This window comes from Pseudoalteromonas sp. CNC9-20 (genome assembly GCF_022347875.1).
Lineage (GTDB): Bacteria > Pseudomonadota > Gammaproteobacteria > Enterobacterales > Alteromonadaceae > Pseudoalteromonas > Pseudoalteromonas ruthenica.
In genome coordinates, this window is the sequence record NZ_JAKRFS010000002.1 from 108047 (window position 1) to 134310 (window position 26264).

Annotated in this window: 20 protein-coding genes; 9 read left to right on the forward strand and 11 right to left on the reverse strand. The window is 48.6% G+C overall.

Annotation, left to right across the window (positions count from 1 at the left end; genetic code table 11):
• Window positions 1-108: 108 nt before the first annotated feature.
• Entirely contained in the window at window positions 109-2109 is a 2001-nt protein-coding gene (locus MHM89_RS04065; RefSeq protein WP_239408152.1) for a fused MFS/spermidine synthase, read from the forward strand.
• A gap of 34 nt (window positions 2110-2143) precedes the next feature.
• Here MHM89_RS04065 and MHM89_RS04070 read toward each other — a convergent pair whose 3' ends face one another.
• Window positions 2144-3943, reverse strand: a complete 1800-nt coding sequence (locus tag MHM89_RS04070) for a PKD domain-containing protein (RefSeq protein ID WP_239408153.1) — start codon at window positions 3941-3943, stop codon at window positions 2144-2146.
• 189 nt (window positions 3944-4132) lie between these two features.
• Between MHM89_RS04070 and MHM89_RS04075 the strand changes: the two genes are divergently transcribed.
• Window positions 4133-5422, forward strand: a complete 1290-nt coding sequence (locus tag MHM89_RS04075; protein ID WP_239408154.1) for a hypothetical protein — start codon at window positions 4133-4135, stop codon at window positions 5420-5422.
• Window positions 5423-5477: 55 nt separating this feature from the next.
• Here the strand turns inward: MHM89_RS04075 and MHM89_RS04080 are convergent, their stop codons facing one another.
• From MHM89_RS04080 to MHM89_RS04110, 7 genes are all read right to left on the reverse strand, one after another.
• Entirely contained in the window at window positions 5478-6203 is a 726-nt protein-coding gene (locus MHM89_RS04080; protein WP_239408155.1) for a hypothetical protein, read from the reverse strand.
• 25 nt (window positions 6204-6228) lie between these two features.
• Complete coding sequence (locus tag MHM89_RS04085; protein ID WP_239408156.1) at window positions 6229-6951, reverse strand: hypothetical protein; 723 nt, start codon at window positions 6949-6951, stop codon at window positions 6229-6231.
• Complete coding sequence (locus MHM89_RS04090) at window positions 6948-7820, reverse strand: hypothetical protein (protein ID WP_138589331.1); 873 nt, start codon at window positions 7818-7820, stop codon at window positions 6948-6950. The genes MHM89_RS04085 and MHM89_RS04090 overlap by 4 nt, the downstream gene beginning before the upstream one ends.
• A gap of 257 nt (window positions 7821-8077) precedes the next feature.
• Entirely contained in the window at window positions 8078-11032 is a 2955-nt protein-coding gene (locus MHM89_RS04095) for a TonB-dependent receptor (RefSeq protein ID WP_239408157.1), read from the reverse strand.
• Between the two features lie 64 nt (window positions 11033-11096).
• On the reverse strand, window positions 11097-13721 hold the full coding sequence (locus tag MHM89_RS04100; RefSeq protein WP_239408158.1) for a glycoside hydrolase family 16 protein: 2625 nt from the start codon (window positions 13719-13721) through the stop codon (window positions 11097-11099).
• A 266-nt stretch (window positions 13722-13987) separates the two neighbouring features.
• On the reverse strand, window positions 13988-14371 hold the full coding sequence (locus MHM89_RS04105) for a VOC family protein (RefSeq protein WP_053909492.1): 384 nt from the start codon (window positions 14369-14371) through the stop codon (window positions 13988-13990).
• 75 nt (window positions 14372-14446) lie between these two features.
• Window positions 14447-15430, reverse strand: coding sequence for an LLM class flavin-dependent oxidoreductase (locus MHM89_RS04110; RefSeq protein WP_239408159.1), 984 nt, complete (start codon window positions 15428-15430; stop codon window positions 14447-14449).
• 252 nt (window positions 15431-15682) lie between these two features.
• On the opposite strand from MHM89_RS04110, the gene MHM89_RS04115 reads away from it, so the two are divergent.
• Together MHM89_RS04115 and MHM89_RS04120 are read left to right on the forward strand one after the other, a co-directional pair.
• Window positions 15683-16567, forward strand: coding sequence for a LysR substrate-binding domain-containing protein (locus MHM89_RS04115; protein WP_239408160.1), 885 nt, complete (start codon window positions 15683-15685; stop codon window positions 16565-16567).
• A gap of 92 nt (window positions 16568-16659) precedes the next feature.
• On the forward strand, window positions 16660-17751 hold the full coding sequence (locus MHM89_RS04120) for an alkene reductase (RefSeq protein WP_239408161.1): 1092 nt from the start codon (window positions 16660-16662) through the stop codon (window positions 17749-17751).
• On the opposite strand, the gene MHM89_RS04125 is transcribed toward MHM89_RS04120, so the two are convergent.
• The gene (locus MHM89_RS04125; protein ID WP_239408162.1) at window positions 17748-18641 is read right to left on the reverse strand and encodes an MBL fold metallo-hydrolase; all 894 of its coding nucleotides are present in this window, start codon (window positions 18639-18641) and stop codon (window positions 17748-17750) included. The two genes, MHM89_RS04120 and MHM89_RS04125, sit on opposite strands and share 4 nt — an antisense overlap.
• Before the next feature lie 128 nt (window positions 18642-18769).
• Here MHM89_RS04125 and MHM89_RS04130 point away from each other — a divergent pair, with 128 nt between their 5' ends.
• Together MHM89_RS04130 and MHM89_RS04135 are read left to right on the forward strand one after the other, a co-directional pair.
• A complete protein-coding gene (locus MHM89_RS04130; protein WP_239408163.1) occupies window positions 18770-20038 on the forward strand; it encodes a glycerophosphodiester phosphodiesterase family protein in 1269 nt (422 codons plus the stop codon).
• 205 nt (window positions 20039-20243) lie between these two features.
• The gene (locus tag MHM89_RS04135) at window positions 20244-22301 is read left to right on the forward strand and encodes a TonB-dependent receptor (RefSeq protein WP_239408164.1); all 2058 of its coding nucleotides are present in this window, start codon (window positions 20244-20246) and stop codon (window positions 22299-22301) included.
• A 4-nt stretch (window positions 22302-22305) separates the two neighbouring features.
• Here the strand turns inward: MHM89_RS04135 and MHM89_RS04140 are convergent, their stop codons facing one another.
• Window positions 22306-22701 carry a hypothetical protein gene (locus MHM89_RS04140; RefSeq protein WP_239408165.1) on the reverse strand — a complete coding sequence of 132 codons (396 nt, stop codon included), beginning with the start codon at window positions 22699-22701 and terminating at the stop codon, window positions 22306-22308.
• A 201-nt stretch (window positions 22702-22902) separates the two neighbouring features.
• On the opposite strand from MHM89_RS04140, the gene MHM89_RS04145 reads away from it, so the two are divergent.
• From MHM89_RS04145 to MHM89_RS04155, 3 genes are all read left to right on the forward strand, one after another.
• On the forward strand, window positions 22903-23163 hold the full coding sequence (locus MHM89_RS04145) for a DUF1294 domain-containing protein (RefSeq protein WP_162197080.1): 261 nt from the start codon (window positions 22903-22905) through the stop codon (window positions 23161-23163).
• A 99-nt stretch (window positions 23164-23262) separates the two neighbouring features.
• Complete coding sequence (locus tag MHM89_RS04150; RefSeq protein WP_022945241.1) at window positions 23263-23577, forward strand: hypothetical protein; 315 nt, start codon at window positions 23263-23265, stop codon at window positions 23575-23577.
• A gap of 89 nt (window positions 23578-23666) precedes the next feature.
• The gene (locus MHM89_RS04155) at window positions 23667-25721 is read left to right on the forward strand and encodes a S9 family peptidase (protein ID WP_239408166.1); all 2055 of its coding nucleotides are present in this window, start codon (window positions 23667-23669) and stop codon (window positions 25719-25721) included.
• 55 nt (window positions 25722-25776) lie between these two features.
• Here the strand turns inward: MHM89_RS04155 and MHM89_RS04160 are convergent, their stop codons facing one another.
• On the reverse strand, window positions 25777-26205 hold the full coding sequence (locus MHM89_RS04160) for an organic hydroperoxide resistance protein (RefSeq protein WP_130146258.1): 429 nt from the start codon (window positions 26203-26205) through the stop codon (window positions 25777-25779).
• Between the last annotated feature and the right edge of the window lie 59 nt (window positions 26206-26264).

A 26264-nucleotide genomic window follows, 5' to 3' on the forward strand; every position in this document is an offset into this window, starting at 1 on the left:
AGGCCAAAGTAAGAGCAACATGAGCGACTGTACAGCTCCTTTTCCCCATTATGGTTAAACATGGTACATTAGCGGGCGTTTTTTCGCTCACGTACTCATTCACCCCCTATGCTTGCAATTATTCTTGTATTTCTCAGTGCTTTTTTACTGTTTCAAGTCCAGCCGATCATGGCCAAAATGCTGTTACCAAGCTTTGGCGGCGGCACCCAAGTATGGACCGCTTGCCTGTTGTTTTTTCAAGCCTTTTTATTGGCCAGTTACGGCTATGCGCACCTACTCTCAAGCCGCTTTAAGTTAAAGAATCAGTTTATTGTCCACGGCTTGCTGCTGCTCGTAGGAGCTCTAGCATTACCTATTGGCACCCAAGCCTTAGCCGCAACGGGTGCTCACCCAGCTTGGCAGGTGTTATTGCAACTAAGTATTGCTGTAGGCTTCCCCTACTTTGCCCTCGCCGCAACGGCCCCATTGATGCAAAGCTGGCAGGCAAAAGTCGATAACGAGCATGCCTATAAACTCTATAGCTACTCTAATATTGGCTCGTTTTTAGCCCTACTTTCTTACCCCTTTGCTATTGAGCCTTGGTTCGCTTTAGGCCATCAATCGTGGCTCTGGAGTGGGTTATTTGTGGCATTTGGCGTCGTTTTTTTCGGTTATATGGCGCGCTTTTACAATCAGGCGAAGCGATTAGGTACTACCGAGCAAAGTGCGTTTCGTGGCGGGCTTCATCACAAATGGTTACTATGGTTAGCCCTGAGCGGCTGTGGGGTGATGATACTCACTGCCAGCACCAACGCCATTACACAAAATGTCGCCCCGGTGCCGTTTTTATGGCTTTTACCGCTGGCGTTGTATTTACTGACCTTTGTTTTATGTTTCCACTCAACCAAGCTTTACCATCGGGTATTTTGGTTGGCGACCCTTTCGGTGTGCGCGCTTATCGCCTGCTTTTTGTTCTTCATTGGCAGCCAGTTCGATATTGTCAGCCAAGTAGTCCTGTATTCCTTAGTGCTGTTTGCCGCTTGCATGGTGTGTCATGGTGAGCTGGTTAAAGCCAAACCTAATACCGATTATCTCACGCAGTTTTACTTGTTAATGGCCCTAGGCGGGGCCTTGGGCACGGCGGCCATCACCTTTGTTGCGCCCCTCGTATTCACCTTGTATTACGAATACCCATTAGCCATTGCCATGGCCTTGATGCTGTTTGCTGTCGCCGTGCTACTTGATAAGCAGCACCAAAGTTCGCCATGGTTAGCCGGCAGTGCTGTTATTGGCGTGGCCATCTCGGCGCTGTTATTTCTGTGGCTAGACAGTCAGTTTAAAAGTAATGATATTACCCGTTTGCGCAACTTTTACGGCTTGTTAACCGTGACTGAAGTTAATATCGACAACCGCGTTGAACGACGTCTGATTGATGGCACCACCACCCACGGTGTGGAAGTGTTGAGCGGCCCAGGACAAGGCGAGCCACAGAGTTACTACCGACAGCAAACCTTGGTTGGGCAAATGCTCTCACAGCTCTCGGCAAACGCCAAAGTCGGTTTTATCGGCTTGGGAGCGGGGACGTTGGCTGCTTATGGCAAGCCAGGCGATCACTACCATTTCTACGAGCTTAACCCCAATGTACTGGCAACGGCTAAAAGCCAATTTAGTTACTTAAACGCTTCAGCTGCGCAGCAGCATTATCACTTAGGTGATGGTCGCGTGACCTTATCTAAGCAACCCGCGCAGCGTTTTGATGCACTGGTGCTGGATGCCTTTAGCGGCGATGCCATCCCCATGCATTTGCTAACACAAGAGGCCACCGACCTGTATCTTAGTCATCTAAAGGATAACGGCTTGCTGGCGGTGCATATTTCCAATACCCATTTGGATTTAACACCTTTGATGCGCGGCTTGGCTGAGCATTTTGAATTAGCCATTGTTTACAACGAAAGCAAATCGCAACAGCGCCATGGTCACGATGTGCGCTGGGTCGTGCTTAGCCGCAGCGCTGAGCGTTTGGTATCGCTGCGCTCTAGTCAATCTCCTTGGCCAAGTACAACCACACCCTTTGTGTGGCGCGATGATTACAGTAACTTGTTGCAGGCGATGAAGTTTATGGGCGATTAACTTAAAAAGGCGGGAATTCCCGCCTTTTCTTTGCCTACTCGACTATCAGCACCTTGGCATGCGGATAGGGCGTACGCACTATGCCATCATCGGCATAGACCTCAACTAAATACCAACCTGGATCACTGACCGTTATCGTGGTCTGTGCTGCACTTGTCGATGAGAAAGTGGCAGTGGCATTTGTTGGCGGCTCGACTCGCCATTCGTAAGTCAGCGGGTCGCCATCAGGATCGCCTGCGTTAACCACTAAACGAATGGGCTGATCCGCTTTTAGCTCATCCAAGACCTGCATGCCAAGAATATAGGGCTGGCGATTGGTGCCCGCTTTAACCTGTACCGACATAACATGAGGCTCGCTCGAGAGTTCACCATCAGAGGCCGTTACGCTCAGCGTATAGGTACCTGCCTTATCGAATGTGAGGCTTACTTCATTGTTTTCTATATTGCTAAGCTGCGCCTCACTTTGTGCAGGTTTATTTATCAACTGCCACTGGTAAGTGAGTACATCACCATCTGGATCTTGGCCTTTGGCGATAAATGAGGCTGTTTTATAAAGCTTCACTTGGCCCGATGATAGCTCGATTTGAGCACTAGGCGCACTATTAGACGATGTGACACGATGGATCAATGACTTTTGGCTCGTTAAAGCCCCATCAGACGCCTGCAGCGTTATTTTGTAATCGCCAGGGTCTTGCGCTAAAAAGGTGGCTTTGGCGCTGGTTTCATTTTCAAGACTGTATGTAGCACCTTCTGGTGCTTCTATTTGCCATAAAAAGTCTAAGGTATCGCCATCAGGGTCTGTAGTTGCTGAGCCATCGAGCGTCACTTGCTGATAGGTTTTGCTTGAGCTTGGAGTGTTTAATAGGCGAACAAAGGGCGCGCCATTGTTAGCTGTTGCGGTGATCTCTTTGGTTGCCACAACATATTCTCCACTGCTTGCCGTGAGTCTCAGTTGTACTAAATAAGTACCGGCGGCATCTGCAGTGAAAAGCGCTTCAACAGCATCGTGAGTAGAGAGTTCGGCGCTGCTACCTTGGGGTTTACTCTTTAACTGCCAAGTAATTCCCACCCCTTCATACAGCTTGCTATTTGCTGCGCTGAGTTTAATTTCGGTGCCCACCTTTACACTGCTAGGGGCCGAAATCACCGGCTCTAAGGATTGTTCTTGAACTGTAACTGTGCCTTCGGTGCTATGCTGTAACTCACCGTCATCAACAGTTAAGCGAATGGTATACTTGCCCGCTGATTGAGCCTTAAATAATGCCTGAACGCCGGTATGGGCACTAAGTTGAAACTCGGCAGAGCTATTATGAGGCTGTGCTTGCCACTCATAATTTAGCGTATCGTTATCCGCATCGAAGCTTGCTGAAGCATCTAAATGAATAGTTTCGTTCTTACCAAAATGTGTTTGCGCCAATTCAAAGCGCGCCACCGGCGCAGTATTATTGCTACTGTCAGCGACAGTAATGGTGGTTAGCACTTCACTGCTATTATTGTTGCCAGCGTCTATCACCAGCTTGAGCTGATAAGTCCCCGCGACAGTGGGTATAAAGGTAGGCTTCAACGTCTCTTTATCAGTGAGTTCAACTGCGCCATCTTCAGGCACACTGTGCCATTGGCAAGAAAAACTGCCGCCACGAGGGATCACACTTTGGGTCGCATCAAGCTGTATTCGTTGTCCTCGCTGAGCCTGAGTGACCGCAGCAACATGAGCCTTGGCCGATTGCGAGGTGTTCTCTACAACAGGTGTCGCATCCTTGTTACTGTCGCTTCCTCCACACCCCGATAGCGTTAAACAAAATAATGGGCAAAACAAAGCAAGTCCTTTGTACATTTCTATATCCTTATAAAGTTCCTATAAAAGGAATGCTACATTAAATTTATTTTAATTTCCATTGCAGTATCAATAAGATGATTAATTATTGATACTAATTCAAATCTGAAAAATACTAGATATATTGACTTTAATTATCACTGTGTAAAAGATAGACATTAGTGACTTTGATAAAAAGGGATTGCCGTTATGGTTAAGTACTTATTGGCATTAGCTGTTGTATATTCATGCTCGTCATACTCACACAGCGTGTACTCCAGAGCCAGTGAGTGCCATGTTGACGAGCGTTCGGCGCAATCTGTACAAGTAACATATCGAGCCCGTATGGGGTCATTCAGTGACGATGAGCTAATTACACAGACTAAAGAAAAGCTGCTGCATAAACTGCAAGATATCGCCGACAATACCGATGCGGGTATCATGGAAACGGCTGTCAGCTTTAAACGTGATCCGAACTCATCCAATATTGATACAATTGCGCAAATCGCATCAGTCACTGAATGCTACGGTGATAGTTTTAAAATAACGAAAGAGAATATTGATTATTTATCATCAACAGTTTTCAAATATACGAGTAACGACCTTGATATAGAAACTTCATTCACATTACCAGCAGCCCCCCTAAAACAGCTTCAGCAGTTAACACCGACTTTAATTATCACCGAGGATTCTATATTTACTTTTAAAATGGGTGATGAATTCGCTCAAGTACTCGAAAAGCTGGGCCGTTTTACTATGTTATGGCCGATAAATGACACAAAGTTACTGGCTTTTATTGGTCGCAATCATGTTTTTAGTTTTCACCAAGGTAAGTTAGTGGGTTATCAATACAACCAAGCTTTGTTGCCTATTTCGTTAGCTAACCAGTTGGAAATTGTTGCCGAAGACTTTACATTTTCCTTAAATGGAGCACAGTTTGCTTCTACAGCAACCCTTAATGGCCAGCAGGCAGCACTCATTGACTCGGCTTATAGCGAACCAAAATTTTTAACACTACAACAAGTTAGCGACCTTGATGAAACTGCGCAGAAGTTAGCTGGGTTTAGTGTAGGCAAGCCCTTCACCGACTTTAGCAAGGTGCAAACCTCTCCTTGCTACCAACACGCCATGACCATTGACGAGTATATTAGCACCTATGGAAACAGCCTAATTCAACTAGTCGATGCTGATAATAAGCGTGCTTTTTTCACCTCTTGTCGGCAAAAAATTGTGATGTCTACTGCCGAGCAAGTGGACCATATTAAACTCATGGAAGACTTCTCCGCCCGCAGGGCAGGCATTTACGGCAAAAACGAGCTCTTCGATACATTTTCAAAATGGCAGTTTGCTGGCCTTGGCCAAGGAGACCCTTATGCCAAGCTTGAAGCCATGGGCAACACTAATCTAGAGTGGGATACCGCTTATGTCACTACAGAAAAATGGCATGGGCAGTTTTTGGTGATTGATGACACCTTGATTAGTGGCAAAGTGTTCCATTAGCTGTGCCATGGTGTGGGAGCAACATTGTGGGAGCAGCTAAGCTGCTCCTTACCTATTACCACTTCGCCAGCAGCGTTATCGGTGCCCCTTGCTGCAAGCGAGTCACAATATAGGTGTTCACACTGGAATAGCTGCCGCCATCGACGCCATTTTCCATATAGAAAATAGCATCTTCGATGCCATCGCCATTGTAGTCGCCTTGGGCCATGAGCGTTAAACGCTGAATACTGCCATCGGTATCGTAATACACCGCTTGGTCTTCACTCGCAGGCTCAACTTTTTTGATTGTGGTCACATCACTCCAGTGCTCGGACTGCGCCACCCGCTCAACCGTATCATTAGAGATAGCGAGGGCGAATTCGGCAGGTAATTCCTTGGCCACTTCTTTACCATGGGTAAAGTTGATCCAACTGCTGTGAGAGGCTTCTAGTTCCGCCATCGCCTGCCAGGTGTTGCAAATTAGCTCGAGCGCTTCAATAGCGCCTTGCATTGAAAAGTCTTCGCCCTTGAAACCTTGAGCCTGCGCTTGCTTTAATTGCTCACAGCTTGCAATTTCTGTGCTCTTGCCTGAATCATTTATTAGCGGATAACTAAAAAACCACTTACCACTTGCTAGCGCTTCCACATCCGCTCGGCTATCTAGTGATACGGGATCGACAAAACGCCCCTCAGTTTTATTGGTTTCGCTATAACTTGGAGCAATACTTGGTTGCTCTGTATTTGCGCAGGCTGCAACAGAGAGCAGCATGGCCCCAGATAATAAAAAAGTGCTTTTAGTCATTATGAATGTGCCATAGACGACCTAATTACCACTGAGCCAGCAGCGTTATCGGCGCCCCTTGTTCCAAGCGCGTTACGACATAAGCCTTCACACTAGAATAACTACCACCATCGACGCCATTTTCCATATAGAAAATAGCATCTTCGATGCCATCGCCATTGTAATCGCCTTGGGCCATGAGCGTCAGACGCTGAATACTGCCATCCGTATCGTAATACACCGCTTGATCTTCATTCACAGGTTCGACTTTCTTAATTGTGGTCACATCACTCCAGTGCTCAGACTGCGTCACCTGCTCAACTGTATAATTTGAGATAGCGAGAGTGAATTCGGCAGGTAATTCTTCGGCCACTTCTTTACCATGAGTAAAGTTGATCCAACTGCTGTGAGAGGCTTCTAGTTTCGCCATCGCCTGCCAGGTATCACAGATATGTTCGGTTGCTATTACCGCCTCTTGATAAGAGTATGTATCTGCCTTGAAGCCTTCCGCTAAAGCCTCTTTGAGCTCTAAGCAATTCGATACCTCTATAGAGTCCCCCTCTTTATTGAGGGTATCTTGGTAATACCACTGTTTGTTGTGAAGTGCGGCAACCTCTGAGCTATTTTTCAGCTCAATGCGTTTATCAAAGAAGCTTCGGGCTTTATTGTCGAAAGTATAATGAGGCTCTATAACGGTATTGCTTGTCGTTGCACACGCACTCAGTGAACCAAAAAGAGCGGTCATTGCTATAAGGTTTAATTTATTCATTGTGGATTAGCCAATAAGTTACGAACATAGATATTGCGCTCTTCGGAGATGTCTTTACGAGACGACTCCAGCGCGGCATTTCTATAGTCACCCGCGTTAATATAGCGGTTAAAGTTAGGAAAAGTATCTTTGAGCTTGGTCATACCCAGGTTAAAAATCATATCGAATAGCGCCAATTTGACATTGTCTGGGAAGGCCGCGAACTTATCGGCCCCGTATATTCTTTTTAGCTCCGATTCAAACTGCCGAATATGCTTCTCTACCTGCGCGTCCATAGTGCTTTGTGATAAGTGTAATTTAGTAAAAGGTTTAAACTTACCTGCTCGCATACGCTTTCCGAAAGGCTTGCTTTTAATTAACTGATATTCAGACTCTATTTGCGCGGCAGTAGCCGGCTGCCCGGTGGCATTGACAATAAAAGGTAGCTTCTTGGCTTCATCTACGTTACTCAGTAGGTGGCCCACACCAACGGTCGCAAAGCCTTTGGTATCCAAATACATGTGCTCTACGCGGCCCTCATAGCGCTCAATATTACGATAAAGCGATACTTTCAAGGCTCCAGAAACCGGTGTCTGCGCACTGGCGCTCGCTTGAGAGAGCTTTTCATTTACTTTGCGATGGGTGCGCCCATTTACATCCACTTTGCCGTCGGGACGAACCATCCCCACCACTTTTTGTTGAAATAGCTTGATCGCGGCAACGGTTTTTGACTGTTCAGGACGGCTTCCTAAACGACCATCAACGACTAACCGCTGAGTGGGCGCAATGAGTCTCAGTAGAGCGTTTAAGGCTTGTTGTACCGCTTTAATGTCATTGGGATTATTGACACCGTTGATGCCGACAGATTGGGAAATACGCATGGTTGTCATGAGTTCATCCTTATTAAAAGTATTCCTAAGGCACCTATACGACCATGAAATTAGGCGCTAATTGGGGCAATATTAAACAAAACAGTTAAAAATAGCCAGTTGTCCGTTTAGGTACTTGACGCGCAGCGACATCAAAGCCCCCTTCTACTCACTGACATAAGCTCAAGTGGTTACTGTATATAAATAAAAAAAAGCCGCTCGGTGAGCGGCTAGGTTGGTTCTAGGGATAAACCCTGTCGTGAAGCTAAAATTAATGGCTAAAAGCTATAGCGCGCACCCAAGGTGTAGCGCGGCCCATATTGACGTGCAAATAAGAACTGCTCTTCATATCGACCGTAACCACGTTCGGTTTCATTATTAAGGTTTACACCTTCGGCAAACACGGTAATGTGCTCGTCAATGTCATAATTAACACTGATATCCCATTGCCCATAGGTGTCGCTATACTGCGGTGGCGCATCTGAGGAGCCCTGGTCTTGGCCCACACCAATCAGATACGAATCACGCCACGCATAAGTGACCTTCACCGATAAGCCATCTTTTTCATAGAAGGCCTGGAAGTTTGCAGAGTCGCTCAAGCCAGTAAGTGGAGCTTGTTGCACCAAGCTTTCACTATCAAACTCGACATCGCCGTCAACAAAAGTCGCGTTTACACCAACACCAAAGCCCGATTCCCCGAACAGGTGCTGCAGCGCCACTTCAAACCCGTCTACCGCTTTGCTGTCGGTATTCTGCGGCTGGCTAATGTTCCAAACAATAAGCGGATCATCACTGCTTGGCTCAATTTTACCTTCGCCATTACCATAGCCTAACGCCAGCATTTCATTATAGATTGCATCGCTGGTCGCCTGCTCGCCACGCCCTTCAATTGCCGCCACCGCCTCACGGTAACGAGGACCATCAAGAATGTCGTGCAAACCGTCTATGGTGGTTTCAGTGATGGTTGTTTGGATAAAGTTATCCACGTCTTTTTTGAAGTAACCCAGCGACGCGTAGCTGCCTTCGCTGTAGTAATACTCTAAAGACAAGTCCAAGTTAGTGGACTCAAATGGCAATAGATTGGGGTTACCTTGGGCGCCTGTTCGCGAGCCTGGCTTAGGGCTGCCCGTTAAACTACGGCCGCCGGCCAAATTACCCAAAGGTGCACGTGACATGGTTTTACCCCATGATACCCGCGCTACCAAATCGTCGGTCAAATCCACTTTAGCATCAATCATCGGCAGTAGGATGTCGTAGTCACCCTCTTGAGTCAGGAAGTTATTCGTGCCACCTTCGGCGTATTGCATAATCCACTCTGACGCACTTTCCCAATTCACTTGTTGCTCGACACGCTGGCGTACAATGCTAGTTACATCGGTTTGCTCATAACGTAAACCGGCATTCACTTGCACGTAGTAATTGGCGACGTCGAATTCCCACTGCGTTTGCAAGTAGAGGCTTTGCGTTTGCTCTTCAACGGTATTCTGACTATCAATACCATCAAAGAAAGGATCGATAGAATATACATTGTCACCTACTACATCTTCAGTAAGGTAAGCAAGCTGGCGAGCAATGGCCTCATCAAAGTCGTAGGTGTAGTAATAACCCGGTTGTAAGTCACTGCCACCTCCAACAAATTGATCAAGGAGATCGCCGGTTTCATGGTAGGTGAACATATTATCAGGGAAAATCTCGGGGAACGCCGGATTGAAACCAGGGCCGCCGCGCAGACCGCTCCACGCCGTGAAACCCGTCATGGTTTGCTCAGTGTGCGAGCCACCGAATTGCACCCGGATCAGTGGGATATCAAAGCTGTCGTTGTACCATTCGCTATGCAATTGCGCCTGTTTGATATCCGATTCACCCGGTGAGTAGATGAACTGACTAAAGTTAGAATCAATTTCACTCGGGGCTAAAGTAGTGGTGCCATTTTTCCAATTTACCAAGGCATGAGGAATGTCCCCTTCACGGTAATCATAAATTTTATTAATAAGCTGATCGGAGCCCAAGATCACTTGCCCTGCGCTGCCTAGCCCGTCATCGGCACCATTGTCAGTTTCGTTATTAGAATCATGATAATCAACAGCAACCTGCCATTGATCGTTGATTTGCCAATCGACGTTAAGGCCCACAGAACGTGCGGTTACTTCGGTGGTTGAACGGTTGGCGGTAAACGACGCATCATTACCACTAATGTCAGCGAAGAGTGCGGTGCCATTTTCATCAAGCTCGTAGCCGTTAATATTGCCACCAAACTCGTTCCAAATTCCCCAACCAATGCTGTTAGAGCCAGTAATAGCCCGGCTCGCCGTATAATCCAGCGTCACCACAATATCATCGATAGGCGCGTACTGAAGCGTTACCTGCCCGTTGGTGCGCTCGCGCTCTAAGTCTTCAATACTGTAGTTCATATCTTTAGGAAAGAAATGATTACCCACCCGGTTGCCATCAGCGTCTAAAGGACGGGGATCAATCACACTGCCGTCATCAAGCGACGGTAAATCTACGTTAGCTTGCCAACCTTGAATGTTTGCTTGTTGTTTTTGAAAGTCACGTTCCTGATGCGAGAAGGTAAAGCCAACACCGAACATATCATCATCAAAGGTGTTGCTGTACACCGCAGAAAACTCTGGAGTGACGTCATCCCCTTGTTCATTAGAGGTATCGTGAATAGCCTTGCCGGTTACGGTAAAGTGCTGCCCAGGGCGTTGGAAGGGTCGAGAGGTAACAATGTTAACCGTCGCGCCTAAACCACCGCTGGGGACATCTGCACGCGCGGTTTTAAAAACTTCTAAGGTGTTCACACCCTCTGAGGCGATGTTTTCCAAGTTGTACGAACGCGTGTAACCTGTTCCTGGCATTTGTCGGCCATTAAGGGTGATAAGGTTAAACTCAGGGCCAAAACCACGTACGGTAATTTGGCTACCCTCGCCGTTAGCCCGACTTACTGACACCCCGGTTATGCGCTGCAATGACTCAGCCAAGTTAGTATCTGGGAACTTACCCATTTCCTCTGCAGAGATTGCATCGACAACGCCCGAAGATTGGCGTTTAAGATCCATGGAACGAATCAAACTGCCTCGGATCCCTTTAACTTGAATAACTTCTATTTTCTTTTCTGCATTGTCTTGTTCTGTCTGTGCCCAAGTTGGCATGGCCACACCAAGGCCTGCGGCAAGGCTCAGCGACACTGAGACAGCTAGCGATGATTTCTTAAATGTTGTAGGTTTCATGATTGCCTGCTTATACAAATTGTTGCCATAGGTTGCGGGCAGCGTACTACCCGCACTCAGTGTGTTAAGGATTCGCTATGACCGCGTTATCGATGCGATACACAGCACCTTCACCCATGCCCCAAGAAGGGAATACCATCACCACATTGATAGCACTGACATCCAAGCCAGCATTGAGTAGCTGTTGTAATGTGAAGGTGTAGGTTTGCCATTCACCCACGACAGGCTCTGCCCCTTCCTGACTGGCGCTGAGCGGCAGTTCCACTGCAGTTGCAGCACCCAATGACTCAATCTTGAATAACCATTGAGCGTCCGGGTTACCCGCATTGCTGGTAATCTTCATTTCAAACTGCACCACACCCTCGCTGAGCAAGCCGGAGGCATCAAATGACACGTTTTCATCTGCAAGGAAACCCATCACGGTTGGCGTCGCCCCGATTGTAAACTCAGCAACTGCGCCATGAGCTTGGTCGTCAGTCACTACAGCTGGCTCAGAGCCACCACAGCAATCCCAAATACTCCACTGCTCAGCAGCCGCGTCTTTGAATAAGGTTAACCCATCATTCTCAGGGTAATAAATTTTGGCGTTATCAATGCGGTATACCGCACCTTCACCGCTGCCCCATGCAGGGAAAACCATTACTACATCAATGGCGCTTAAATCTAACCCAGCGCTCGCTAGGTCAGTCAACGGGAAGGTATAAGTTTGCCATTCACCCGCTTGTGGGGCGTGACCTTCAGCACTTGTTGTTAAATCAACTTCAGCGGCCGTTGCTCCGCCGCTTGACTCCAACTTGAGCAACCAAGGCGCATCTGGCGTATTCGGCATTGATGTTACTTTCATATCAAACTGCATCACGCCACCTTCAACGATAGCCGTGGCATCAAAGGGGTTATCACTACCGCCTGCATCGCTGCGCGTATTAAAGCCCATAACGGTAGGTGTAGCACCAATCGCAAATTCAGCAACCAAACCATGGGCTTCATCATCCATGACTTCGATAGGTGTGCTGCCGCCGCAGCAATCCCACATCGGCCAATCAACATTTTGACCATCAGTGAAAAGGTCTAACTGCGGGTACTCGGCGTTTATCTCAACGTTATCGACTTGATAAACGGCGCCCTCTCCAGTGCCCCAAGCAGGGAAGATCATCACCACATCAATTGCTGACACATCAAGGCCAGCATCAGCTAACGCTTGGATTGGAAATGTATACGTTTGCCATTGGCCTACGACAGGAGCTTCACCTTCGGCGCTGGCGCTAAGGTTGAGCTCAACGGCGGAGCCAGCATCAAAGCTTTCAATTTTAAACATCCAAGTGGCATCTGGATTCGCCGGAGCTGAAGTGACACGCATATCGAAACGCACAAAGCCGTTATCAAGCATCCCGGAGGCATCATAAGGCGACGCCTCGCCCTCGGGATCAGTGATAAATTCGCCACGGCTGGTAAAACCATTTACCGTGGGTGCACTGCCGACCACGAACTCCACCACATTACCTTTGCCTTCTACGGGTACTAAGCTCGGCGTTGAACCGCCACAGCAGTCCCAAGCAGGCCAGTTAGGGTTAAATTGGTCAGCAAAAATAGTCAGTGGATTGATGCCTGTTGATGGCGGTGTAGGCACAGGCGCCTTACCTTCAACTAATGCATCTGCAGGGTCATCATAACCAGGGCGAATTGTTTCGCAGCCTTTGCCTGTATCAGGGTTCGATGCACACTCATAAACGCGCACATAATCAATTTCAAACTTTTGTCCCTCGGCAAAAGCGCTGGCATCAATACCCGTTTGATTGACGTTTTCCGGCCAATCACCGCCAACAGCAAGGTTGAGGATCATATAAAAATCTTGATCATACGGAGCATTATCCCAATGCGTGACTAGCTCACCACTGCCCTGCTCAAAATACTCAGCAAACCACCCACGATGCTTTAAGCCCACAGCTTCATTTTTGCTGTTATAAAGCACCTCAGAACGGCGTTGAGTAGCGTAAAGGTAGTCGTCCACATACCAGCGAATTTCGCCTTCTTGCCATTCGATGGCATAAGTATGGAAGTCGTCTGCGGGGTTCTCATCTTGAGGGAACTCATATGCTTTGCCACTGGAAGCATTGTCTGGCCAATCGCGTCCATAGTGCAAAGTACCATGAATATTAGACTCCACCCCCTCATCGGTGGGCACTTTCAGGTTAACAGCTTCGAGGACGTCGATTTCTCCCGACTTAGGCCACGAACCATACACTTCATCGGTGGGCATCATCCAAAACGCCGGCCAACTGCCTTGTCCTGAGGGCAACTTGGCACGAACTTCAAAGCGCCCGTAGGTAAAATCAGCCTTGTATCGGGTGTTTAATCGTGCCGACGTGTAAGGCTTCTCAGCCCCTTCTGATGCTGGTAGGGCAACAATATTGAGCACGCCATCTTCGATGTATGCGTTATCGCTGCTATCGGTATAGCATTGCTTTTCATTGTTGCCGCCACCGGCGCAATTGATTTCATAGTTCCACTTTGAGGTGTCGATGCTTTCACCACTGAAATCATCTTCCCAAACCATGACCCAGTTGGAGGCAGGTGCACTAACCTCTGTGGTGGTGACATCAGTCTCAGTGGCGGAGCCGCCACACCCAGTCAGTACAGCTAATGAGAGCGCTGCCAAAGCCCGAGTCGTGTGTGTTGCTGCTTTGTTCATTTTGTTGAACCCCAACATTAATTGGTTATTAGTATCTAACTGATTTAATTGTGTTTTTATTATCAACCAGTATTTTGTAAGCGCTTTCAAAAGTACTCAAATAAAAAGCGCAAATTATGTAAGCGCTTTCATAACATATGACATGGTCGTTAAAACGTCAATAAAATGCAGTTATTTTTTAACACAGGGTTAACTATATGGGGACAAATACACGCAACAAAGCGCCCACCTGGGCGCTTATAGTAAGATTCACATTTCCTTATCTATTAAGCAGGGCTTGGCATATAAAATACATTCAACTTATTGCCATCTAGGTCTCGAAAGTAGCCAGCATAAAAGCCAGGGATATCACCACGCTCACCGGGCTCTCCTTCTTCTTTAGCACCAAGAGCAACCGCCTTTTGGTAAACCTTATCAACCAAATCTGGGGAACTGGCCTGTAATGCCACCATAGTTCCATTACCGGCGCTTGCGGGGCTCTCATCATAGGGCGTCACTATCGCTAATCCTGCGCCTACAGGACCAGTCGACCAAGCGATTAAGCGCTCATTCTCCATAAACCGTGCGGCACCGAGTTGGCCCAATAAAACATCATAAAAAGCCGCAGCCTTTTGCAAATCATTTGTACCTAAAGTGACATAGCCAATCATGTTGTGTTCCTTTTTTGTGATGCAAGATGCTCATCAAGCATATACGGGGATAAAACAAGCGCCAACCCATATCTATCACCCGTGCATTATCAGCTCATAAGAGTTCAAACGCGCTTGTTGATCATAAATAATATTGTGTAGCATGATTTCGTCGGCCCCCGTACGCGCCTGTAACCCACGCAGCCCAGCCTGGACTTTCTCTTTATTACCGATGATTGACTCGCGCAACATCCGAGTCACTTGTTGACGTTCAAGGTCGGTCCAGATCGCATCCATATTGTCGGTGGGAGGAGGGATCAGCCCCTCTTGCCCCCTGATCATACTGACAAACTTTTGCTGCCCTGTGGTTGCGAGAAACTCGGCTTGCTCGTCAGTAGCAGCGGCAATGGCATTCACCGCTACCATCACATAGGGAGCACTCAGTTGAGCGCTGGGCTGAAACTGTTCACGATACAATTCTATCGCGCGCATCATAAAGTCTGGGGCAAAGTGCGCAGCGAACGCAAAGGGTAAGCCTTTTTGTGCCGCGAGCAAGGCACTGTAAGTGCTTGAACCAAGTAGCCATAACGGCACGTGAGAACCGACTCCAGGGTAAGCTCGAACGCGTTGGCCAGGTTGCTCCTCACCAAGAAAATACTGCAGCTCTTCGAGTTGTGGCAACAAATCTTCCGCAGCCTTTGCATCACGTCGCAACGCACGTGTTGTTACGCCATCGCTCCCCGGCGCACGGCCAATGCCTAAGTCGACGCGCTCAGGAAACAGCGCTGCCAAGGTGCCGTATTGTTCGGCGACAATCATCGGCGCGTGATTGGGCAGCATCACGCCCCCAGAGCCAATACGTATACGCTGAGTATGAGCGCCGATGTACGCCAGTACGGTGGACGTGGCGGCGCTGGCTATGTCGGGCATATTATGATGCTCCGCCATCCAGAAACGATGGTAACCTAAACGTTCCACATGTTGAGCAAGCTCCTTAGCGCGGGCAAACGCTTCATTGGCATTGCTGCCTTGCACCACGGGCGCGAGATCAAGCACACTGAGCTTAGCAATAGCGGTCATTATTACCTCTTCATTTAGCACGTTCTACATTATGTTGATAGGGCCACCTTAACAACATCTCTACCGATACAGCAGCCACAATATGGCATTATCATGATGCTATTTCGGCATCAATAAGCGCAAGCTCTCTCAATAAAGATCAAGTGGTCATCAAGATAGCAGCACAAAACAAGGGGAATTTGGCTACTCAGTTGCAATAATCTAGTAAAGAAGCAAAAATCAACGCTAATATGATCATTAACTGAGATAATCATGCCACTCACTGCTAAAACCCAAGATATTGAAATATTCCTCACAGTTGTGGATGCAGGCAGCTTCTCTAATGCCGCAAAGTTAATGGACCAGCCTGTAGCAAAAATCTCTCGTGCTATTACTCGCCTAGAACAAGCACTTGATGTGCCGTTATTTAACCGCACGACCCGACGAATTAGCCTCACCCATGAAGGCCAAACTTATGTCGATTATGCGCGCCAAGGTTTAAACACGCTTGCCAAAGGTGAGGAGGCAATCGGCCTGTTAAATCAGTGCCCTAAAGGAAATTTACGGGTTGATGCTGCGAGCCCCTTTGTACTGCATCAACTGACGCCATTGGTGAATGAGTTTTGCCAAGCCTACCCCGGTATAAATTTAGATATCTCCTCCCATGATGACGTTATTGACTTACTTGAGCACAAAGCCGATGTCGCGATTCGCATTGGTGATCTGGCCGATTCGAACCTCCACGCGCGACTGCTAGGGCGTTCGCAGCTGCACATTGTTGCCAGCCCTGAGTATCTGCAAACACAACCAATAAACTCACTTGAGCAGCTCAGTAAAGCGCGAATTATCGGCTTTAGCGACGCTCCACACCTTAATAACTGGCCATTGCGTCAGGCGGTACACTTACCTTTTGCCATCACCGCGTCCAGTGGTGAAACAGTACGCCAGTTGTGTATTGCCGGCCAAGGCGTGGCGTTGCTTTCTAATTTTATGGTGGCCAAGGATATTCAGGCAGGACGCCTGCATTGCGTGCTGAGTGACGCGATTAGCTCACCCAACCGTCGCGAGTCGGTGCAAGCGGTGTACTATCGCAACAGTGCGGTGTCATCGCGCATTTGCGCATTTTTAGACTTTATTGCCCCTCGGCTACAGCTTTAGTTACAGTTTTTGTAAAAGTGTTTTGCCAAAAGCACTGTTTTTCGCAAAAGAAAACTCCTATAGGCTGTTGTTCATACCTATCAGGAGGCTTTATGACATCCCTATTTTCACCTGTTAAATTGGCAGGAAAAACGCTTAAAAACCGCATTGTTATGCCACCGATGACACGTTCGCGTTCAACCCAACCGGGTGACATCGCTAATGACTTAATGGCGACCTACTACGCGCAGCGTGCCAGTGCCGGACTGATTATCAGTGAAGGGACGCAAATCAGCGAACTAGGTAAAGGTTATGCCTGGACCCCGGGGATCTACACTCCAGAGCAGGTTGCCGGTTGGCGCAAGGTCACCGACGCCGTCCACCAAGCCGGCGGCGTGATGTTTGCCCAGCTGTGGCATGTCGGCCGCGTATCTCATGAAAGTAATACTGGCGGCAAGCAGCCCATCTCATCGTCTGCTATTCAAGCCAAGGGGGTGAAGGTGTTTATCGATGACAATAACAACCCGGGTTTTGTCGAGGCGCAAATGCCGCGCGCCATGAGCGTTGCAGAAATCCACGAGGTCATCGCACAGTATCGCCACAGCGCCCAATGCGCCAAAGAAGCAGGCTTTGACGGCATTGAGCTGCATGCTGCCAACGGGTATCTAATCAACCAGTTTTTAGACTCACAAGCCAATAACCGCAGCGATGAGTATGGCGGTAGCCTTGATAATCGCCTGCGCTTTTTGCGTGAAGTCGTCAGCGCGGTCAGTGAGGTGTTTGGTGCAAACGCCGTAGGGGTCAGATTAGCACCGTTAACAACCTTAAATGGCGCGGTAGATGACAACCCTCAAAGCACCTATGTGGCTGCAGTGCAGGCTCTTAATGAGCTTAACGTTGGCTATGTCCATATTGCGGAGGCCGACTGGGACGATGCGCCTTTAATGAGCGCACAGTTTAAGCATGCTATCCGTGATGCCTTTGATGGACTCACTATTTACGCGGGTAAATACACCAAGGCGCGCGCCGAACAAGCACTAGAGGACGGTTGGGCCGATATGATTGGCTTTGGTCGCCCCTTTGTTGCCAACCCGGATTTACCGCAGCGCCTCAAAGCAGGTTTGCCTCTAGCAGAGCATGATCCGCAAACATTATTTGGCGGTGGCCCAGAGGGTTATACTGATTACCCCAATGCGACCACTTAATGTTCGTTCTCTTTAACGCTCACATCGGGGCGAAAATTAAAGTAAGACTCTTCTATCAGCGTGCGGTACACACCGGCAATATTTTGCGCTCGCCACTGCTGGTACATGGGCAGGTGGCTGAATTCAGGAAAATGTAGCTGTTGCTGCATTTGCGTCAAACTATGGCCCGCCAACATCGCGTCACGTACGCTATTATAAAGGGTCTTCAGGTAGGCAAGGTAGCGACGCACGTCGCCCTTGTCACCCATTTGTGCATGTCCCCCTACCAAAATATCAAAGTCCTGACTTGCGAGTAATTGCTCTGTAGAGCGGATCATGCCGTGGATATCATAACCTTGCAGATCTTTATAAGGCATGCGACCTAACACCACCCAATCGACCACAAACATAACGTTCGCGGGCATGAAATGCATACTCACGTTGCCGCGCCCATTATTGGGGCCGAAATAACTAAGCTGCACAGAGCTTTGTCCAAGCTCAGCGGTGAAAGAATCAGTGAAGGTAACGTCAGCAAAGCGCACGGGGGCTTTAGTCCAGCGCATGTCCTCATCCGCATAACGATGAGCAACAACAGTAGTCTGCTCATCGACGAGAAATTCGCCACCGAGCGTGTGGTCAATATGGTTGTGACTGTAGGCCATGAACTTAATGGCAACACCAAAACGAGAGTGAATCGCCTTTTTCAGCCATTTCGCCGCATCAGCATTAATAGGATCGGTGACAAATGCCCCCTTATCAGTGATCATAAAAACGCTGTGGTAATGGCCTGCACTAAACCGATACACATTGTCTTTAACTTGCTCAATCACATAAGACTGAGCGCTGCTAAGAAAACTCACCATCCATAACAAACACATCAATACCCTATACATAAAACTCTTATCGTTCATTCACATTGCTGATAGTTTAGTCTACTGTGCAATTAGCTGTAGCGATCAAGTGATGCTTGTGTCGCTGTAATAAAAATAAAACATCGCGTCCTTATGATGGTTAAAAACCTAAAAAAGGAACTAACTCTATGCGCTTTTCTCTCATTAGTTGCTCGTTGGCGGCGCTTTTATTAAGCGGATGTAACAGCAGCTCAGATTCTGATCCTGTGGTAGTTGAACAGCCGCAAACAGCCACTCCTGCTTCAGTGCAACTGGGCCCTCGCCCATTTGCGCTGGTTGATGCCATGGCTGCGGGGCCACTTAAAGAAGCACTGCAAGCGTGTGCCGACAACAATTTCGTGGCCAGCGACTTTTCTATTGGGCACCGTGGCGCACCCATGCAGTTTCCTGAGCATACTCGTGAAAGTTACATTGCGGCAGCACGCATGGGTGCAGGGATCTTAGAATGTGATGTCACCTTTACCGCCGACAGTGAGCTGGTCTGTCGCCATTCGCAGTGTGATCTGCACACCACCACCAATATCCTAGAAACCGAACTTGCTAGCAAATGCTCAGAGCCTTTCACTCCCGCCGCAGACGGCGTCCCCGCAAGCGCCCAGTGTTGCACCAGCGATATTACCTTAGCCGAGTTTAAAACGCTCAAGGGAAAAATGGATGGAGCGAACCCAGCAGCAACCACTGTCAGTGAATATATGCAAGGCACGGCACCGTGGCGAACCGACTTATATGCCGCTCGCGGTACCTTGATGACCCATCAAGAAAGCATTGAATTGTTTAAATCACTGGGCGTAAAAATGACCCCAGAGTTAAAATCACCTAGCGTCAGTATGCCCTTTAATGGCATGTCGCAAACCGATTACGCATCAAAAATGCTGAACGAGTATGAACTTGCGGGAGTTGCTGCCGACCAGGTGTGGCCGCAATCATTTAACCGCGATGATGTGTTGCATTGGGTTAACACTCATCCAGAATTTGCCGCACAGGCCGTTTACCTTGACGGTCGCGACGCCGAGCCGGGCTTTGATCCCAGTAATGCGCAAACCTGGTCACCCAGCATGGCTGAGCTGGTCAATCAGGGTATCGAAGTTATTGCGCCACCGATTTGGATGTTACTTGATTTAGATAATAATAATCAGATTGTTCCCTCGGCATACGCCCAAGCAGCCAACGAGGCAGGATTGAAAATTATTGCTTGGTCATTAGAGCGCTCTGGGCCGCTTGAGAGCGGTGGTGGCTGGTACTACCAATCAATCACCGATGCCGTTGATTCAGATGGTGTGATGATGCAAGTGCTGGATGTATTAGCGCAAGATGTTGGCGTCATTGGTGTATTCAGTGACTGGCCTGCGACTACCACCTATTATGCTAATTGTAAGTTAGCCAATAACGACGCTTAGCAGCGCTTATATCACCGCAGCGAGGCACCTAGTCTCGCTGCTGTGCTTTCAACACCCCACTTCAGTCGCCCCCAACAGCCTGACTAATTCCCTGGTATTTCGACACCACTGTGCACCACAGTGATCAGCCAATACCGTCTGAGAGTATAATTTTGCACTGCGCGCTACAAATCCGTACCATCAACAAAAAATGCACAGAAAACGTATGCTTAGACCAACATTCTTATCTCTACTCGCGTTTACACAAGTGGCACTCGCTCAAAATGACTTAGCCGAGATTGAACGCATCACGACCACTGCCTCGCGATTGGCGGTAACAGATGAGGCAATGGCATTGAATATTGCCACCATCAATGCTGAACAATTGGCCATCCTTGGCAGCACGCACATTGAAAAAGCCATGAAACAAATCGCCGGTGCCAATTTACAACACGGTAACGGCCAAGAATATTTACCATCATTGCGCTCTCCGGTATTTACCGGCGGGGGCGCATGTGCCGAAGTGTTGGCGCTAGAAGATGGTATTGCCCTGCGTGCAGCCGGTTTCTGTAACGTTAATGAGCTGTTTGAAGCGCACAGTGAAATGGCTGAGCGTATTGAAGTGCTTAAAGGGCCAGGCTCTGCGCTGTACGGCTCAAATGCTGTGCACGGGGTAATTAATGTGATTACCCCCGATACGACTTATGGGGGCGGCTTCGCTGGCCTCGATGTGGGCTCGTATGGCTATAAACGCGCAAAACTGCGCGCCGGTAAAGATTTAGGCGAGCAAGGTTTTGGCATTAATAGCAGTGTTACCCGTGATAGCGGCTACCGCGATGATGAGAGTGTCGAACAAGAGAAAATCAACCTGCGCTATCGCTATAGCGGCGATACCTTGAGGGTGCAAACCGGGCTCACCTACACCCATCTAGACCAACAAACAGCAGGCTATATTGAGGGTTTTGAAGCCTATAAAAATGAGCAAGTGGCACAGCAAAACCCCAACCCAGAAGCCTTTCGCAAAAATCGCGCGACGCGGCTATGGTCGCAATTTACTTGGCAAGCAAACGGGCAATCCACCTGGATGATCACCCCTTATGTGCGTGACCAACAAATGACCTTTTTAAAGCATTTTTTACCGGGTAAACCGCTGGAGGAAAATAGCCAGCAAGGGGTTGGCGTACAAACGCTTTGGCAAACCCAACTCAATAATTCTTGGCAACTAAACCTAGGCATAGATGGTGAGTACACCCAAGGCGACGTGCTGCAATATCAACACCAGCCAACCACCGGCTCAGCCTTTTTACAGGCCACCGTACCACAAGGAAAGCATTACGATTACAGCGTTGATGCAACATGGTATGCCCCTTTTGCGCAGCTCTCTTATCGTCATTCGGCCTGGTTAGTGACTTTAGGGGCACGTTACGAGCACATCGACTACAACTATAGCAATCATATGCTCGCTGGGCGTACCCGTGACGATGGCAGCGAATGTGGCTTTGGCGGTTGTCGTTATTCACGCCCCGCGAGCGGCGACAACAGCTTTGCCGATCTCTCCCCGAAACTATCGCTGAGCTATCAGCTGAGCCCTGAACTTATTGCTTACACTAATCTCGCCAAAGGCTACCGCGCGCCGCAAACCTCAGAGTTATATCAACTCCAGCGTCAGCAGCAAGTGGCCGATTTAAAAAGCGAAACCATCAATAGCGTGGAGCTGGGTGTAAAGGGGGCTTACAATTCAGTGCGCTTCAACCTGGCTGGCTACGTGATGCACAAAGATAACTTTATTTTCCGCGATAGTGACTTCTTTAATGTCAGTGACGGTGAAAGTAAACACCGAGGTATTGAGTTAGAACTACGCTATCAGGCTAGCAGCCGGGTAATGCTGCAACTTGCACTGAGTCGGGCGCTGCACACCTATGAGCACCAGCAAGTCATCGCTGACACTCATCTCAAGGGGAACATTATGGACACCGCGCCCAAATGGGTGGCAAATACTCAACTGCATTGGCAAGTCAGTGACGATGTCGATGTTGCCCTTGAGTGGCATCACGTCAGTGATTATTACACCGACCCACAAAATTTACACCGCTACAGTGGCCATGATCTCATTAATGTACGCGGTGCATGGCAAGTGAATAAGGACTGGCGAGTGATCGCTCGGGTCGAGAATGTTGCTGACACAGCCTATGCTGAACGTGCCGATTTCACGACTTTCAGCGGCGATCGTTACTTTCCTGGGCGCCCGCGCAGCGTGCTATTTAGTATCGAAAGGCAGTGGTAACTTATTAGCTTAGTGCGCTTAAGAGTATACCGGGGTCAGAGATCCCGGCCTCTTTGAGTGCTTCAGTGACCGCTTGGGTCATTTGCATAAGCTGTACTTCCATATTGGCAACAAGATTGCGCTGTGATTCGAGCATAGTTTTGTGCGCTTCCTCATCATTGGGGTCTTGCTCGTTTTGCAGAGCTCTCAACCTTTCACGTGCTTGGTCTATTTGCTCTTTTACGCGCTCGATTTGTTCTAGCATTTTCTGAATATGCGCGGGCAGTTGCTCGCGCAAGCTCTGCTTAATGTCCGCCTCAGCCTGAGCTTTGGCTTGATTATGCTGGGGTTGCAGGCGTAAAGTGCCCTCAGATTGAGGCGTTGTCGGTATAGATTGTGAGTAGGCAGAATCAATGCGCATTGCGCGTCCTTGGCATCATGGCTCGCTTTTAAATACTATCGGCACCAATTAGGTACACTTGAGCCAAAATTTATCGGACAACACATAATGAAGTTTATATTGCAGCTTTGCAAAGGTGTTTGCAGCTTACTCTTTGTCTGCGCTGTCGCGCTGCTCTGTTGGCAAGTGCAAACTCTTTGGCCCAGCGTCTTCTATTTATGCATGAGCACAATAACCTTTGTGTGGTTTTGGCATGATAAACGCGCGGCGCAGCGCCAACGCCCACGTACACCCGAGCGTGACTTATTAATATGGTCGCTATTCGGCGGCTGGCTAGGAGCCCTTGCGGCGCAAACGTGGTTGCGTCATAAATCGCAAAAGCGCGCCTTTATCATAAAGCTATGGGTGACTATTTTGGTCCATTGCTGGATGTTTATTATTGTTGCAGTACAACTGATTTTGAGTAGCGCTGGTTTATGGTAGTCATACTTTTGGCTAAGTATAAAAGTGCTGACTTTTTATACATTTTTGCTAAACTTGGGAACAAATAAAACGTCACGCTCGTTAAATGGATTTACAGCAATGAACTTAATTATTTTCTTACTCCTTTTTGGCGCCTACCTTTGGGTGCGCTTTACCCTTCGTAAACAGCTACGTAGCTATGTTGAACAGTACTATCCCGACTTGCGCGCAGTGCTCAATCATAACCCGCTAAAACTCAGTAAAGCCAAAGCACTGGAAACCAACTTAGATGCCTGGCTCAACAACGAAAGTGGATACAGCCTGAGTGACGATTACATCAGCCGCAAGCGCAAGCAAATCTCATTGACCAACCAATGTGGCATGATCATCGCGCTAATCGCTATGCTGCTGCCCTTATTTTTTGCAACTCCATGACCAAGCTGTCATTTTTTATCGAATAAAGTTGCACCCGCAGAGTATGGGTTTTATAACAGGGAGACTGACATAGCTGCCAAGGACAGATTATGAAATTCACTCCCCTCTCTTGGGCCATGGGTTTAGCTATCGCAACCAGCGGTATCGCCAATGCAGCCCAAAGCACTCGCCATGATGTACTCGCGCTCGAAGACGTTTTCAATCTTGAATATGCCAATCAAATCGATATCAGTGATGATGGCGATACCGTCTATTTCGTGCGCAATCGCATGGACATTAAGTCAGACCGCAAATTTAGTAATATTTGGCAGGTCAGCACCGACAATAAACAGCTGCAACCAGTAACCAGTGGCGTACATCAAGACTTTGCCCCCGTGTTATCCCCCGATGGCAGTCGCTTAGCGTTTATTTCTACACGAGATGGCAGCGCACAGCTGTATGTTAAGTGGTTAAACACAGGCGCGGTAAGTAAAATCAGCAACCTTACACAGAGCCCCTCCAAGCCGACCTGGACACCGGACGGCAAAAGCTTAGTATTCAGTATGTTTGTGCCCGCTAAGCCCAATAGCCCGGTGAGCTTACCCGGTAAGCCCGAAGGCGCAAAATGGGCCGACCCAGCGCTGTTTATCGATGAGGTTTACTACCGCGCTGATGGCGCCGGCTATACCAAAGCAGGCCATAATCACCTGTTTCGTATTGCTGCCAACGGCGGCAACGCGGTGCAGCTCACATCCGGTGACTTTGACCATGGCGGCAGTATTAGCTTTAGTGACGATGGCAGCACCTTATACTTTTCAGCAAACCGTCACAGCGACCATGAGTTAAAGCCGATAAACTCAGAAATTTACGCGCTGGAGCTTGATACTCTCAGCATTCGCGCCATCACCGACCGCGATGGCCCAGACAGCCAGCCGCAGGTGTCTCCCAATGGTCGTTACTTAGCCTACACCGGCTATGATGATAAGCGCTCTAACTATGAAAACACTCAGCTCTACATCCGTGATTTAGAATCTGGCGAGACGCGCAGCTTAACACCGGACTTTGACCGCGCAGTGGCGCAAATACACTGGGCGGATGATAGTCGCGGCCTGTACTTTAGCTACGATAGCGAAGGCAAAACCACCATTGGCTACCAACCTTTGCGCGGTGAAGCCAAGGTGATCACCGACAAAGTGGGGAGCGTGTCTTTTGGTCGCCCCTACTCAGGCGGTGATTTTGACGTTAGCACCGAGGGTGATATTGCATTCACGCTCGCCGACACTCAGCGCCCTGCTGATGTGGCCTTGACTAAGCGCGGCGAAGCGCTGCGGTTGACGCATTTAAATGAAGATGCCTTGGCCAACAAAACGCTTGGTAAAGTGGAAGAATTGTGGGTTAAGTCCAGCCACGATGAGCTCGACATTCAGGGTTGGATTGTTTACCCGCCGCACTTTGATGCAACCAAGAAATACCCTTTGATTCTCGAGATCCACGGTGGACCGGTGGCCAACTACGGGCCTCACTTCAGCGCTGAAGCACAATTATTCGCCGCTCAAGACAACGTGGTGCTGTACATGAACCCACGCGGCAGTGACTCTTACGGCAAAGACTTTGCGCAAACGATTCATCATAACTACCCAAGCAACGACTACCATGATTTGATGACGGGTGTGGATGCCTTAGTTGCCAAAGGATTTATTGATGACACTAAACTCTATGTAACCGGTGGCTCTGGCGGCGGTGTACTTACCTCGTGGATAGTCGGCCATACCGATCGCTTTGCTGCGGCGGTGGTTGCCAAGCCTGTAATTAATTGGTTTAGCTTTGTACTAACGGCTGATTTTTATCCCTTCTTTGCCGATTACTGGTTCCCAGGCAAACCATGGGAGCATATGCAACATTATATGGAGCGCTCACCTATTAGCTATGTGGGTAATGTAACCACCCCCACCATGCTATTAACCGGTGAGGCCGATTATCGTACGCCTATTTCCGAAACGGAGCAGTTCTACCAAGCGTTGCAATTGCAAGGGGTGGACACCGCCATGGTGCGTATTCCTGATGCCTCACATGGCATCACCAAGCGGCCCTCGAACCTGATGGCAAAAGTCGCCTACATTCTGTGGTGGTTTGAAAAGCACGGCGAAAAGCAGGCCGATAAATAACCATATAAGGGCGGCGATACGCTGTCGCCGCCCTTGTTGCGACTAGGCTGTGCCTTTAGGCCAGCACCAGTTCCACATCAATGTTGCCACGTGTGGCATTGGAGTAAGGGCAAACCTGATGCGCAGTATCCACTAGTTGGCGCGCCTGCGCTTTGTCCATATCCCCCAAATCCACGGTGAGCTTAGCGTCGATAGAAAAACCTTGCCCTTTTGGACCAATTGCAACCTCACCGGTGACGGCAATATCCTGAGGTAACTTAATTTTTTGATCGCCAGCCACTTTTTTCAACGCGCCAATAAAACACGCTGAATAGCCGGCGGCAAAAAGCTGCTCAGGGTTGGTGCCCTGACCATCATCGCCCCCCAGCCCTTTTGGAACGGATAGGTCAACATCTAAACGGCCGTCATCCGACTTGGCAGAGCCGTCTCGTCCACCAGTTGCTGTGGCTTTTGCACTATAAAGAATCTGTTCTAACGCCATTATTGGGCTCCTTCTAGTTAACTATTTAGTAATTTACTTTGTATGCAAAATAAATAATAGCG